This window comes from Pseudomonas sp. FSL R10-2964, from assembly GCF_009600035.1.
Lineage (GTDB): Bacteria > Pseudomonadota > Gammaproteobacteria > Pseudomonadales > Pseudomonadaceae > Aquipseudomonas > Aquipseudomonas bubulae.
Genome location: NZ_WIWH01000003.1, coordinates 80996 through 95935, shown reverse-complemented (window position 1 = coordinate 95935; position 14940 = coordinate 80996). Strand labels below are relative to the sequence as shown.

The window sequence follows — 14940 nt, the reverse complement described above, 5'->3', positions numbered from 1 at the left end:
GGTTACCCAGGGCCAGCGCCTGCATAACCCTGCGCAGGGTCAAGATTGCTCCTGCTCGAAAGGGTGTTTTTCAACTTCTTCACGGGTCAACTGGCTGATCAGTTCTTGCCTGGCCAGCAAACGACTTTCCCCTACAGCTTGGGTTTTCGACACATACTCCTGACTGGACAGCCTCTCCCTAGCCAGGTAAAGCCCCTGCATGCGTTCATGCAGCGGTGAGTCAACCGACTGAAAATGCTCGGGGTATTTCTTCTCCAGAAAGCGCTCCCAGAACCCCTGCTTTTCAATGTAAGCAATCCTCGCTTGCGCTGTATCCTCAGTCAAAACATACAGCTTGGCGGCTTCAAGCTGCTCGAGCGTGACATTGGCGACTCTTTCAAAAATCATGCTCTTGGGCCGCGCCGGCAAGCCAAGGTCAGCAGCCAGTTTGACCTGATAAAACATCTGTATCTCCAGCGGATCAACCTTTGCAATTCGCGCCTGCAAATCAGCCGGGCTGAGCCTCTGCGCCAGACGCAGCGCTTGTGCCGAACCCAAACGATAGGCCACACCCTGTTGTTCCTCCGCCGTCATGTTCGCCAAGGGCTCAGATGCAAAATCCGGGCTGACCTCATCGATCAAGCCCTGCAATTGGCGCACGTACTCTGATTGCTCGGCATGGACTGCAGCAATTCGCGCCTCAACAACCCCCTGTACATGTTTATCCAGCAGTTCGATCCGCAGAAGTCCTTGTGCCAGTTGCAGCAGCTCTGCTTCGGCATTGACCGAGCTTTGCGCAATAAAGATCCGGTAACGAAGTTCAAGATCCGAAAAAATCATCGGAATCCCATCGGCGCAGGTATTGGGATTGGCTGAAACCTCAAACAGCTGGTTACGTAATTCGCTGAAATCGTGCATGGCATTGAGAACTTGCCAGACCCGTTGGCTTAAACTTTCACGTCCATGCAAATACTGGGAGGACGCACTGAGGTCTTCCAGCACGCGAAAAAAATCACTCGACCCGGCGATATCCCTCAAGCTGTTCCATACACGCGTCTCTGAGAACGTTGGCCGGGACGCCCAGTGAAAGATGCCGCGTACCTGGTCAACATGCCGACGTCGCGGAGCAATACCAAAACTGATGCCGTACTCTCGCCGATAATTATCAAGGCGGCGTAACGAGTCGGCACTCAAAGGATTGTCATGCAGGTGAGTAACACTATTGATCGCTGTTCTGCCAGGTGACAAAACCTCCAGTGGAATGCGACTAATATTGTTGTCACGCATATCCAGGGTCTGCAGGTGGCTGAGCGACTCAACCCCTTCAGGCCAAGTCAGCAGACCACTGTAGCGTAGATACAAACGCTCAAGGTCAACCATGCGAGTCACCGAAATACGCCTGCCCAAGGGATTTCCCGTTAAATTCAAAGATTTCAACCGGGTCAGTCCCGCCAGAGCCGAAGCGGTTCGCCCGCTCAATACAATATGATTGTCCTGCAAGTTCAAGTTGACCAATTCGGACATACCGGCAATTTCCACGGGCAACTCACTGAGCTGGTTACTTTTCAGGGACAGGATGCGTAAGTTGGGAAACTTTTCCAAAAATGAACCGGGAAACTTTCCATTGGGTGAGTTGCTCAAGTGCAGTGCACTGACATGGGAAAAATCTGCCGATATCTCAGGCAAGCAATCAACTGGCCAACTATTGAGGTTCAGCACATATCCGGTGTGCTCACCCACGCTCACGGTTGCGGTCTGTCGGCGCCAGACGTGGAGCAAAGCCTGGCTGATTGCACGCTTGTCCTGGGTCGACACCAGTACCCGCGGGCCATTGCGCCGCTGACTCCAGACCGGCGACTCCACCCAGCGCTCAAGATCGTTACGCAAGGTTTGAAGCTCGGCCTTTAGCCTGACCAGTACCCGGGTGGTCAACGCAGGTGAAAGTTCAAGATGGTATAAAAACTGGCTGACCGTTTCCTCACTCATCAACGGAAAAAGATCCATCACAAGATCCTTTATCACCAATGGCCTGCTCGCTTGCGCGGCATGGCCTGAGCGACCGCTGAGCCTGTAGCCTGCCCGCCCATCGGCCAGGCGCATGGGCGATTTGAACCAGGGTTTAACTTGCTGCATCCCCAGCGCATTGGCACTTTGCGCGCGATGACCGGCCGCATGGGATGCAATTTTCCAGCTTAAAAACACCCCCGGGTCAGTGTCGGGAAGCCCAAGCGACATACGCGCGGAAGACGGCAAGGCTTTGGCCACACATCTGCAAAGATAGGGGCTGCTGTATATATCATCTGTGGCGAGGCCCAAAAAATGGTACTCGCCCGAGCTTTTAAAAATCTCCTGGCTGTATCTGGACAACGGATTACCTACGGAGCTCAGTACTTGACCTGTGGCTCTGTCGCGCAATAGCAAGCGCTGACTGGGTGGCCAGTCAGGCAAGTGGGTAAGGGTTTGCCATGCCAATGTATTGCTATCAACGTTACTTAGAGCCTCGAAATAGAGTCCCTCCAGTGCCCGGTTCAAACGCAATACCTGCGTGTAGCTGCGCGCCTCTTCCAGAATATGCAGCGGCAGGCGCCCGGTGCTCTGCACTGTTGCCATTTCGGCCGGGGCAAGTTGATCCATCAACTCGCCCATCACACTTGCCGGCAAACTCGGAAACTGTTTTTGCAACAGCTCCATCCGGGCTGTCACCACCTCGCCCCGTTTATACAGATGCGAGAACAGGTCAGACTTTGTAGCTTGGGCAAAGCGACCCAACTGGCGCGCCAATGCCTGTTCCTGTTGCTCAAGGCCATCGACAGATTGCCCCAACAAAACCTCGATTTGCGCCGAGGAGAAAGACTCCAGCGTGGTCTTGAGCAATTCTGCGTTCTTGATCTGGGCTTCGGTAACTTGCAGGCGGGGATGCGAAGACTCCACTTCAGGCCCGTACTCCATGACCATGGACCCGCGCATGTTCACCACGCGTAAAACTCTGTCCGCAGGCCAGCCATCAAGACGAGTCAACAGCTCCAGTTGCAATTGCGCAGTATCGGTAGACACTTTGCCCCCCTGCTGCATTTGTACGATGAAACGTTCGATCATTTGACTCAACTGCACGCGCCTCATGCTGTCTGCCAACGCAGGAGGTGGCGGCAGGTTATCCATGTGCAGCCTGCGCAACGCATCATCACTGGTATTGGATGCAGCCAGCACACGCTCGACCATAGCGTCCGATAACCCTTGGGCCGCAGGGCCCAACCGACGGAACAACTGCATGCGCGACATTTGCATCGGATCATCGAGTTCATGCGCCCACGCACCGCTGCCGTTATGCCTGACGCGTGGTGTGTAGGTGTACGGCTCGGTTGGGTGCTGGATATGACACCTTTGTGTCGCAGCATCGATTTTGACCTGATACACCTTGTCTTCCAGCTTGATAAACTGCTTGTTACCCATGCTATAGAGCCCTCGCGCATCGGGCTCGGCATCACCCAGCGCAAGGTTTGGGTATTGGTAGGGCCTGAGATCCGGCCGCCACAATCGTTTTTGACCTTTAACTGACGTGACTGCAACCAGTGCATCCACGACCGGCGATGGCCTGAGTGCTTTTGCCGCTGCAGTGCTGCTGGCAGCCAGCGCAAAATTCTCGGCAACATCGAACAAGTACTCCAGCGCGGCGGCACGGTCTCCCCGCTGCCACGCCTTGATACCGTCATACACCTCAACCCCCAGTTGCATGACACTGGTTACCAGCAAGATCTCACCCAGAACCGGGACAAAACCCAACGCAACCATCAACAAGCTCACCCCCAGATTCAAGAAAGAGGCCTGACGTGCCAAACGACTTTTAGAGTCTTCATCTTCCGTGGGGACGATCAGCAACCTGGCATCATCTTTAATCTTGGCCAGCTGCAGCCCCCAGGCAATCAAAAATGGATCGTCAAACTTGGGCAGATGCCGGGTTTCGGACATCAATGCAGGTTCATTGATGATCGGTGGGCGGCGTAACAACAACGAATCCCAGGTTATATTTTTCAAGTCCGTGCGCCGCATAAACTCGGCGCGGTAACGCAAGGGAACCAAGTGAAAGAAATACGTGGCAAAGACGCTATTTTTTAACCACTCGCGCAGCGTCGCCTTTAATAAATCAAACGACTCGAATTCGTGAAACGCCGTGCCGGAACTGTTCGGCAAATAAAGTATGCAGGGCTGCGCCTCTTCGGCCGGTTTTCTCTGCGGCCAAAAAACAATAACTCCGGGAACCTCAAAGCCCATGATTTGAAGCGTGCTATGACCTGAGTGAATATACGAAAAGAGAGCACCCGGCGGAATCAAAAAAGTCAATATATAGTTATATGATTGTGTCGTGACCTCCGCCTTCATATAGGCCACATGCAAGGCGCAGGCAAATTCCTGGCGCAGATTCTGAACAAATACAGCTTGCAACTTATACGCCTTTGAATTGGCATTGTCGGCAGGCCAATTATCATCCGCCGGTTCAAACACACGCGTCAAATGCCATTGATATTGCATGCCCAGGTTCAGGTCACGGCAGATCTGCGCAAAACCTTCGGGCTTTAATTCGGCCTGTTCAATCTGCTGCGTACCTCTGAGTGCATAAATGCACGACCCCTGGTCGAAGCCGCCTTCAACAGCCTCAAAAGCCTCATAGTTCTGCAACGCTGCCTGCAGCAGGCTGTGATGACTGACGCTCGATACCAGGTTCAGCTCCAATGACTCAGGTGTGAACTTCTCGGGCAAGGCAAGCTGGATCAGAGAATCAACTAGCCTGAATTGTTGCCGAGCAAAAAACAGCAACAGATTACTCAACAAGCGAACCTGTTTTATGCCATACCTCTTGGGGTCAGCATCTGTCCAGCCACGTGCCTTCAGCGCCTCCTTGAGCAACGGCTCGGCGAACGACTCTATCGGCTTGATTTGGGCCAGCACGCGCGCGACCTCGCGCTGAGCCATTTGCCCTAATTTGAAACTGTTAAGTAATCTTTCGCGCAACGTCGGCGACGCATATTTAAACCAGGGTGCAAGCAACCCCGCAATATAGGTTTCATGCTGGTTTTCAACCGGCACATTCGCCAATCGACGGGCATAGTCGACAACGGATCGTTCAGACTCTGATAACGAATAACTAATAGCATCGGTCATGGTAAAGGCTCGATAGGGATTCGTGCCTTCAGCTTATAGACAACACTAAAAAATAGTCGGCTGAATACTTGATAAAGAATCAGGTTATTTATTAAAAAACATGCTTTAAACGATAATTAACTACCGCACCAGGCACAGACGCAGGCGCTGTTGTAACACTTACAACAGCGCCTGACTAATCACCAGAAACGTGATTGGGTCAAACGACTCCACAATGAGTCAACAACATGTTCCGCCGAACTGCTGGCAGCCAGACCCACACGCTCCTGCAAACTTTTGCGCTGGGCATAGTGCAGGTGATACAGCTGTGCATTCGCGGCCCGCTCGGACAAATACTCATCGCTGGTTTTCAATTCGTCGACCAGCTGTTTATCGACCGCAGCAACGCCCAGCCACACTTCGCCGGTCGCCACTTCATCAATCGCCAACTGCGGGCGGTACTTGGACACGAAGTTCTTGAACAGCTGATGGGTGATATCCAGGTCCTGCTGAAACTTTTCACGACCTTTTTCAGTGTTTTCGCCAAATACCGTAAGCGTTCGCTTGTACTCGCCCGCCGTCAGCACTTCATAATCAATGTCGTGCTTTTTGAGCAGGCGATTGACGTTGGGCAACTGCGCCACCACACCGATGGAACCCAGAATTGCAAACGGTGCACTGATAATCTTCTGGCCGATACAAGCCATCATGTAGCCACCGCTGGCAGCAACTTTATCGATGCAGATCGTCAACGGAATGCCTGCCTGACGGATACGTGCCAATTGCGACGACGCAAGGCCATAGCTGTGCACCATGCCACCACCACTTTCCAGACGCAGCACCACTTCGTCAGTCGGCCTGGCCAGGGTCAGCAAGGCAGTAATTTCATGGCGCAGGCTTTCTGTCGCCGAGGCCTTGATATCACCGTGAAAATCCAGCACGAAGACATTAGCCTTGGTTTCTGGCTGTTTTTTCAGTTTTTTGTCGGCCTTGGCAGTCTGCTTGCGCAGTGCCTTGAACTGGTCTTTGGACAGCAGCGATTGCTCCAGGCGTTCACGCAGGCCCTTGTAGAAATCATTGAGCTTGGTGACCTGCAATTGCCCGGTAGAACGGCGCCCTTTGCCACGCAATGCAGCAACAGTCACCAGCACCACCACAATGGCGACCACCAGAGTCACGGTTTTAGCCAGAAAACTGGCGTACTCGGCAAGAAATTCCACAGCCTCTCCTTGAAAACGATTGCAGCCCGAGGGTCAGGGCCGCGCAATGACAACCAGCATACCGACGCCAACCGGGGCCTGCCAGCCGTGAAACACCTTGATCAGGGGCATTGGCAGCAATTCAAACAAGCGTATGTTTTTTCATTGACAGCCACTTGCCATCCTCCTAACCTCGCCTGACTTTCAGTGCTCAGGAATGACGCGCACGTGGGCAGCATCTATTTGATCAGACATGGCCAGGCCTCCTTTGGTGCAGATGACTACGACAAGTTGTCACCACTGGGCGTGCACCAGGCGCAAATTGCCGGTCAGCATCTGGCCGAACTGAATTTGCGCTTTGACCGTTGCCTGGCCGGTGATCTGACACGTCAGCAAGACACCGCACGCCATGCCCTGGCACAACTGCACGCCGCCGGGCTGCCCGCCCCTACACTGGAAACAGACGCTGCCTTCAACGAATTCGATGCTTACGCCATACTTGATGCCCTGCTTCCCGGCTTGCTGCCGGACGAGCCAGAGGCCCTGACGGCGATGAACAATGCCGCCCACAATCCGGCCGAGTTCCAGCGCATTTTCGAACTGATCATCGAGCGCTGGCTCAGTGGCACTTACGATACCCCTGGACTGGAAACCTGGCTGGGCTTTGTCGAACGGGTCCAGCGCGGACTGAACAGCCTGCTCGACCTTGCCAAGGGCCAGCAGAACATTGTCGTGTTCACTTCTGCAGGCACCATTACGGCCCTGGTCCACATACTGACCCGAATTCCGGCCACCGATGCCTTCAAGCTCGGCTGGCAAATCGTCAATACCTCGCTCAGCCAGCTCAAGTTCCATGGCCGCGAGGTCACCCTGGCTTCCTTCAACAGTCATGTGCATTTGCAACTGTTGAAGACGCCGTCACTCATCACCTATCGTTGAGCGTCGGCAACCGTGGCCTTCGGGCCGCCGTACTCCACCCTATATAAGGATCGAACCATGACTTCTGTAGCTGATGCCGTTCAAGCAATGAAAGCCAAATTCAACCCAGCCGCTGCTGCAGGCCTGGACCTGGTTTTTGGTTTCCGCATCGATGAAGATAAACACTTCTCGCTGATCGTCAAAGACAGCACTTGTGAACTCAAAGAAGGTGAAAACCCTGACGCCCAGGTCACCCTGGTGATGGACGGCGAGACCCTGGAAGGCATCGTTAGCGGCGAAACCGATGGCATGCAGGCATTTATGGGCGGCAAACTGCGCGCTGAAGGCGACATGATGCTGGCCATGAAACTGAGCGAACTGTTCCCGGCCTAAGCCACACGCAGCACCGAAAACCGAAGCCCACGCGCTTCGGTTTTTTTTGCCCTGCGGTTTATTGAGGCAGTGGCCATCAAAGACGCTGATCCCCTGCTAACAGCCCTGCCTATTAAGGCAGCAGCCGACTTGTCGAGACCCGGGCCGCCCATTAGATTAGCGAATGTTGTCAGGCCTCAACTATAAACAGAAGAGATAAACATGGCGCTTACCGACTCGTCCACCCGCATCCGCACCGGCGAAGAACTCGACGCCAGCCGCATTGACCCTTACCTCAAGGCAAATATTCCTGGCCTTGTGGGGGAACCTGCGATCAGCCAGTTCCCCGGCGGCGCCTCGAACCTGACTTACCTGATTGAATACCCGGGTCGAGAGCTGGTGCTGCGCCGCCCGCCCTTTGGCCAAAAGGCCAAATCGGCGCACGACATGGGCCGCGAGTTTCGCATCCTCAATCAGCTCAAGGACGCCTTCCCCTACTGCCCCAGGGCCTACGCCCACTGCTCCGACGAAAGTCTGATCGGCTCCGGGTTCTATGTCATGGAACGGGTCAGGGGCATCATCCTGCGCTCGGATCTGCCGCAGGAACTGGCATTGGGCGCCGACGCCAGCAGAACCCTGTGCAAGAGCTTTATCGACAAACTGGTCGAGTTGCATCGCGTTGACTACAACGCCTGCGGCCTGGCCGATCTGGGTAAGCCGCAAGGCTACGTGCAGCGCCAGATCAGCGGCTGGAGCGAGCGCTACGAAAAGGCCCTGACCCCGGATGCACCCCATTGGCACGCAGTAAAAGACTGGCTGCACGCCAAAATGCCAGCCGACTACCCGACCCCGGCTATCGTTCACAACGACTACCGCTTTGATAATGTGATCCTAGATCCCGCCAACCCGATGCAGATCATCGGCGTGCTGGACTGGGAGCTGACTACGCTGGGTGATCCGCTGATGGACCTGGGCAACACCCTCGCCTACTGGATCGAGGCGGATGACCCAGCACCGGTGCAACTGATGCGGCGCCAGCCGAGCAACGCTCCGGGTATGTTGACCCGCCGCGAATTTGTGGATTACTACGCCGAGCGTTCCGGGATTCAGATAGACAACTACGATTTCTACTACACCTACGGCCTGTTTCGTCTGGCGGGTATCGTTCAACAGATCTACTACCGCTACTACCACGGCCAGACCGCAGACAAACGTTTTGCCCAGTTCATACAAATGAACGCGCTGCTGGAGCAGATGAGCCTCAACGTCATTCGCCGCTCCAGCCTCTAAGCCCCAGATAACAGGGAATCAACATGTCCAGGACTCAACTGTTCGACCTTGATGGCAAAATCGCTTTTGTTTCCGGTGCCAGCCGCGGCATCGGTGAAGCCATTGCCAGGCTGCTGGCCCAACAAGGTGCCCACGTCATTGTCTCCAGCCGCAAACTCGAAGGCTGCCAGCCAGTGGCCGATGCAATCATCGCCGAGGGCGGCAAGGCCACTGCCATCGCCTGCCATATTGGCGAAATGGAACAGATCACTAAGACCTTTGCGCGCATACGCGCAGACTTTGGCCGCATCGATATTCTGGTCAACAACGCCGCGACCAATCCGCAGTTCTGCAACGTACTGGACACCGACCTTGGCGCTTTCCAGAAAACCGTCGATGTAAATATTCGCGGCTATTTCTTTATGTCCGTGGAGGCAGGGAAGCTGATGCGCGAGCACGGCGGCGGCAGCATCATTAACGTAGCCTCGATCAACGGCGTATCACCGGGAGTGTTCCAGGGTGTGTATTCGATGACCAAGGCAGCGGTGATCAATATGACCAAGGTGTTTGCCAAGGAATGTGCAGGGTTCGGCATTCGTTGCAATGCGTTACTACCGGGGCTGACCGACACCAAGTTTGCCTCGGCGCTGGTCAGCAACGACGCCATTCTCAAGACCGCCCTGCAACACATCCCGCTCAAACGCGTCGCCGCCCCCGGCGAGATGGCCGGGGCTGTGCTGTATCTGGCAAGCGATGCATCGAGCTACACCACGGGTATCTCGCTGAATGTAGATGGCGGATTTCTGTCCTGATGCCAAGCGCTGCCACGATGATCTGGCAAGCCTCAGACAGCGTGAGCAGCACAATGCCTGCGGTGCAGGCAGCGTGGCGTATCACACCAAACCGGAGCACTATCATCGCGAACAGGCCCGCCGCCGCAGGTTATCCATCATCAGTGCTTGACCGGTCTCCAACGCTTGAACAGGCTGTTGTAACCACTTCTGGCCGTTTGCAGCAAAAGCCCACGCACCTCGGTCAGTGCCGATACCGCCCCTTTGGCAGCCCCCACCCAGGCCCTGGCCCGTGAACTTTGCTGCGCTATCGGCGAACCTGTGACATACGCGGCGATGGCCTCGATCCCGACCCCGGCCCAGTAAACCCACGTCTGATTGAACATCCTGCTCATGCCTCCATGAAACGTGGCCATCCCTGGCGGGATCTGCAGCGTATTCACGTGACGATCCAGCTGAGCAGATTGATGGCCCGCGCGAATGTACGTCCCCGCCGCCCCGTCATAAGCCTCGATCACAGGCGCTATATTCGGCTGCAGTGGCCCTGGCACAAACTGACCATAGACCGCGTTGGGAACAGTAGCCAGGCCATAGGCACCTGCACTCATCATCGTTCGCATGATTCTGGAACTTACCGGGGTCTGCCCCCAGGACACGCTGTCACCGTAACCTCTCAAGGTCTGCTGCAGGACTTCACGTGTAAGTGAGCGCACATGCCCCGCCAGCCTCACTCGAGCCACGGGATCCCAAACCTCATCAGAACCCGCCCCCTCGCTGGCACCTCGCATTTCAAAGCCCCTGTGCGTAACGTTTGCGGCAATAAAACCGATAAAGGGGCTCCAGTGAGTCAAGTTTGCAAAAAGCCCGGTACCCATGTGCATGACGGCCAGTGCATCAATGGCATTTACCGTACTTCGCAAGGCAACATTGAGCCCGTGAGTCGGTTGACGACCCTCAAACAGGGCCAGGTCGACCCCCACCCCGACAACATTACTGATCCAGGTTGCCAGCCCATCACGAATCGCGGCGGCACTCGAAGCCTGCCACCGCGACCTGATCTGCCTGGACAGCCCGGAGATGGCCGAGTGCAATCCGGCAAACCGGCCAATAGCCGCCTCCGAACTCAGCAGGCCCTGCTCGTCGACCCTGCCGACGGGATTGCCCTGCGCCATCGCGTACAGGTTCATGCCATCAATATCATCGCCCGGATCGGCGCTGACCCAGCGCGCCAGCCACGGTGCGTAATACCGCAAGCCGTAATAGTAGAGCCCGCTGGCATCGCGCTCCTTGCCCGAATAGCGAATAAATTTATAACGGGCTTCAAGGGTATTTTTCGTCGCCCACCAGGCAGTGGCTCCATAGGGGTAGTAGCTTTCCTGACTGAGTAACCGCCCAGAGCCATCCAGCTCCAGCATGCTGCAGCCCAGATGGTCCGAGAGGCTCAAACGCATGTGTTCGTTATCGATGCTTTCGGGGCGCCCCTTCTCCCACTGCAATATGCTCGCGCTATTGAGATCACCGACCACCATCAGCACATTCACCCATTCGCCCGTGGCGCTGTTGCGCCGGACTTCGAGACCGGGCAAATAATACACCTCTTCACGACGGGTCTGACGATGGCCATGGGACTGTCTGATTTTAAGCGCCCTTGCCCCGCTGCTGTCGTAGACATAGGCCTCATCATCGTTGGCACCGTCCTGGCGTGTGACACGGGTAACTCGCTGCAATTGATTGCGCAGGGTCCAGCTCAGCCACTGCCCCGGTTCGAGTACCTGCTGGTTGCCATTCGCGTCAAAGCCGCTTGCCAGCCCGGGGCGGGCGGGCAGCCCCGACTTTTGTTCAAGGCCGTGATTGCTGTGGTCAGCCACGTTCATCTGTCGCGTATAGCCAGAACCGTGGCTGGGCATGTGTTGCAGCAGGGCAAGATTGCCGCCTGCATCGTAGGTATACGACTGACGGTAGTTACGCATACGCTGACCGTTGGCCGCACCCAGGCCCGCAGCAACGGGCAGCTGCGGGCCATTGAGATTGCTGGCGCTTTCACGGCCCGTGGCTTCTATCAGCTGGTAGAGCGAGTCGTAGGTATAAGTGCTCAATGCTTGCAGCCGGGTATTATCAGACCACAGCACAGGTTGCGCTGCATCACGGATATTCAGCACATTGCCAACCCGGTCATAGACATAGTTCAAGTCCTGCAAGGCTTCACCCGGATTACTGGTGCGCCATGTTTTCAGTTGCTGCAGGCGGTCATCCAACGGGCTGTAGGCCAGGGCACGCACTACCCCGTTGCCCGACCGTTCAACTTCTATCTGGCCGCTCGCGTTATAGGATCTTTGCTGCACCACACTGTGCTGGCGACCGCTGCCGAGATTGACCATCACCGCAGCCAGCAGACCGTCCACATCATGGCGCATACGCTGCCGATTGCCCTGGGCATCGATTTGCTCAACCAACTGGCCCACAGCATCACGGCGCCATTGAGTGCGCCAGCTTCGGGATTCAAGGTGCTGCTCACGCAACCCGGCCTGCGGCGACCAGTTGGGCGCTTGGGATGCGTCACGTGCGAATCGCCGTGACTGACTCGTCACCTGCCCCAGCAGGTCATAGCCCTCAAACCACAGCGTGCCGGCAGGGTCGTCATGACGGATCAGCCGGGCGCAGCCATTTTGGCGCGCATGCACAGCGCTGTTGTCGGCATAGGTCAGACGCTCGACACAATGCGCAACCTCAGTTCCGGCGCCCTGTTCGAATACGGCGTTCAGGCGCAGCAGTTCATCGTATTCCCAGATGCTGCGGGTACCCCGGGCATCCCAACTAAAGCGCAGTTGCCCGCCCGCCCCTGCCAGGCTGATACGCACGCCGCGGTCAACACTGTCGCTGCGCAGCAGGCGCCCCGACAGCGAAGATCGATTGCGCTGATTGGGCACCGTAGTCGGATCTTTACGGCGCAATGCCACCAGACGCGGATCCCACTGTTCGGTCAAAAAACCGCTGGGGCCAAACACCTGGCGGCTGATCCGCGCTTCAGGTTCCTGCGCCGCAGTGCGCCGATGACAGGCCACCGTGCAGATGGCCAGCCCGCGAGGGTCATAAGCGGTTAGCAAGGGAGTATGGCGATGCAAGGCTTGGGGCATAAATCAGCTTCCTGAACTGCACAATAATTAAAAAGTGTAGTGATCAGAATGCTTGCCCCACGGGCCAGAGCGGACAGGCTTTGTATCCAGATAAGTTAAATTACAGCAGAGCCAGCCGTTTCAGATGGCTGCCGCTTCCCCCGCCTTACAGCGCGCTGCCTGATGACGTGCATTCACCGCTATCAGGCAGCGCTCGGCCTCTTGCACCATCTCGTCGATCAGGCTCTGGCAACTTTTCAGTTCGCCAATGGCAGCGGCCACCTGCCCGCTGGACAAAATCCCCTCATCCGGTACGCCATCCACCATCGAGCGCTGCAACAGCACCGGCTGATTGGCCGCCATCACCGTCTGCGACAGCGCAGCAGGGTCTTCTTTTATTGATTTGGCAAATACACCGAGCATATGCCCAAGGCTCATGCCGGTGTGTTGCTTCCAGTGCCAGGCGCTGCCCAGGGCAATGCGCAGGCGGCCAAAGGCACCGGCTTTTTCCAGACGATTGATAAAAGCGTTTTCGATCATGCGGTGGCGCATGCCATCCACTGCCGTCGTCACGCGAATCTGCTGTGGGTCGGTCACTTTCACGTAACGCTCCAGCGTCGCGATCGGGGTGGGCGATTCCTGGGTCATCAGGAACCGCGTGCCCATGGCCACCCCGGCCGCACCTGTGGCCAGCGCTCCGGCCAGCCCGCGCCCAGTGGAATAGCCCCCCGCGGCAATCACCGGCACCCGCACCGCATCCAGCACCTGCGGCAGTAAAATGGTGCTCGGCACGCCCCCGGTATGCCCGCCACCCTCGCCGCCCTGTACGGTGACCATGTCCGCGCCCAGTTCCACGGCCTTGAGTGCGTGTTTAAGCGCACCCACGGTGGGAATGCACAACACCCCGGCCTTTTTGAAACGCCCGATGGTCTGGCGGTCGGGGCCGCGGCCATAGCTGACGGCTCGCAGGCGGTACTTGATGGCCAGGTCCACGCACTGCGCGGCGTTTTCCTGGAACATATGGAAATTGAGGCCGAAATTACTCCCCCCCGTGGCCTCGATCACCCGCAGGATTTGGCCCTCCAGCTGATCCGCCGCAATGGTCGCTCCGGCCAGAAAACCGAAGGCCCCCGCACGGGTACTGGCGATCACCAGATTGGCGTCCGCTACCCAGCCCATCGCGGTTTGCACAATGGGGTAACGGCAGCCCAGGGCATCGGTCAACGCCGTTTGCAGATAGTCACTCATCCACGCTCTCCCGCAGCACTCTTGTTCGCTTCAATCATGGCCTTGGCGTCATAGCCGCCCAGCTTGTCCCCGGACAGCAGCTCGTTATGGCTATGGGCGAAGTGATGCCAGGCAAACACCGCGTCCATCGCCGTACGCTTGCCCTGCAAGTCCTCGACGTGATTGATCGCCTGCTTGGTCAGGGCCAGGCCCATGCGCGGCTGTTTGGCGATGGCCGCTGCCAGCGCATAGGTACCGGCCTCCAGCCCTTCGCGGGTAAACAGGCGATTGACCATGCCCATCTGGTAGGCGCGTTCGGCGCTCATACGATCGCCAGTAAACAGAAACTCCTTGGCAATGCGCGGGTTCAGTTCATAGGGGTGGGCAAAATACTCAACCCCCGGAATGCCCATGCGTACCACCGGGTCCTGAAAAAAAGCATCGTCACTGGCCACGATCAAATCACAGACCCAGGCCAGCATCAGCCCGCCGGCAATGCACGCCCCCTGCACCATGGCAATGGTCGGCTTGGGCAGTTCGCGCCAGCGCCGGCACATGCCCAGGTACACCTCTTGCTCGCGGGCATAGAGGTACTCGCCGCCCGGCTTGTTGGTGTGGTCCCACCACAGGCTGGCGCGCTCAAATTCCTTGTTGATATCGCGCCCCGGCGTGCCGATATCGTGCCCTGCGGAAAAATGCTTACCATTGCCGCGCAGCACAATGACCTTCACCGCATCGTCATTGACGGCACGGCGCAAGGCGTCGTCCAGGGCGTAGGTCATCTGTGAGTTTTGCGCGTTATTGACGGTCGGCCGGTTCATGGTCAGCGTGGCGATACCATCGGCCACCCCATAAAGCACCGGGTCCTCGGTTTCATACACAGCGGTGTCAGCCCGCTGCACAAATTCGCTGTCGCTGCTCATATGAACTCCTGGC

At 56.8% G+C, this 14940-nt stretch carries 9 protein-coding genes; 4 read left to right on the top strand and 5 right to left on the bottom strand.

Going from position 1 to position 14940, the window contains the following annotated elements; translation table 11 throughout:
• Positions 1 to 39 precede the first annotated feature (39 nt).
• Positions 40 to 5136: an NEL-type E3 ubiquitin ligase domain-containing protein gene (locus tag GHN92_RS02825; RefSeq protein ID WP_153379332.1), complete on the bottom strand. Its 5097-nt coding sequence runs from the start codon at positions 5134 to 5136 to the stop codon at positions 40 to 42.
• A gap of 179 nt (positions 5137 to 5315) precedes the next feature.
• Positions 5316 to 6335 (bottom strand): protease SohB, encoded by a 1020-nt coding sequence (gene sohB, locus GHN92_RS02820; protein ID WP_095000406.1) that lies wholly within the window; start codon positions 6333 to 6335, stop codon positions 5316 to 5318.
• 207 nt (positions 6336 to 6542) lie between these two features.
• Here sohB and GHN92_RS02815 point away from each other — a divergent pair, with 207 nt between their 5' ends.
• From GHN92_RS02815 to GHN92_RS02800, 4 genes are all read left to right on the top strand, one after another.
• Positions 6543 to 7253 (top strand): histidine phosphatase family protein, encoded by a 711-nt coding sequence (locus GHN92_RS02815; RefSeq protein WP_095018032.1) that lies wholly within the window; start codon positions 6543 to 6545, stop codon positions 7251 to 7253.
• Between the two features lie 57 nt (positions 7254 to 7310).
• Positions 7311 to 7625, top strand: coding sequence for an SCP2 sterol-binding domain-containing protein (locus tag GHN92_RS02810; protein ID WP_095000408.1), 315 nt, complete (start codon positions 7311 to 7313; stop codon positions 7623 to 7625).
• A gap of 201 nt (positions 7626 to 7826) precedes the next feature.
• A complete protein-coding gene (locus GHN92_RS02805; protein ID WP_095023575.1) occupies positions 7827 to 8894 on the top strand; it encodes a phosphotransferase family protein in 1068 nt (355 codons plus the stop codon).
• 23 nt (positions 8895 to 8917) lie between these two features.
• Entirely contained in the window at positions 8918 to 9685 is a 768-nt protein-coding gene (locus tag GHN92_RS02800; protein WP_095000410.1) for an SDR family oxidoreductase, read from the top strand.
• A 140-nt stretch (positions 9686 to 9825) separates the two neighbouring features.
• Here the strand turns inward: GHN92_RS02800 and GHN92_RS02790 are convergent, their stop codons facing one another.
• The 3 genes from GHN92_RS02790 to GHN92_RS02780 all read right to left on the bottom strand — a co-directional run bounded on the left by GHN92_RS02790 (position 9826) and on the right by GHN92_RS02780 (position 14927).
• Positions 9826 to 12798, bottom strand: a complete 2973-nt coding sequence (locus GHN92_RS02790) for an RHS repeat domain-containing protein (RefSeq protein WP_153379330.1) — start codon at positions 12796 to 12798, stop codon at positions 9826 to 9828.
• A 120-nt stretch (positions 12799 to 12918) separates the two neighbouring features.
• On the bottom strand, positions 12919 to 14025 hold the full coding sequence (locus GHN92_RS02785) for a nitronate monooxygenase family protein (RefSeq protein ID WP_095000412.1): 1107 nt from the start codon (positions 14023 to 14025) through the stop codon (positions 12919 to 12921).
• A complete protein-coding gene (locus GHN92_RS02780) occupies positions 14022 to 14927 on the bottom strand; it encodes an enoyl-CoA hydratase (protein WP_095000413.1) in 906 nt (301 codons plus the stop codon). The genes GHN92_RS02785 and GHN92_RS02780 overlap by 4 nt, the downstream gene beginning before the upstream one ends.
• Positions 14928 to 14940: the final 13 nt, after the last annotated feature.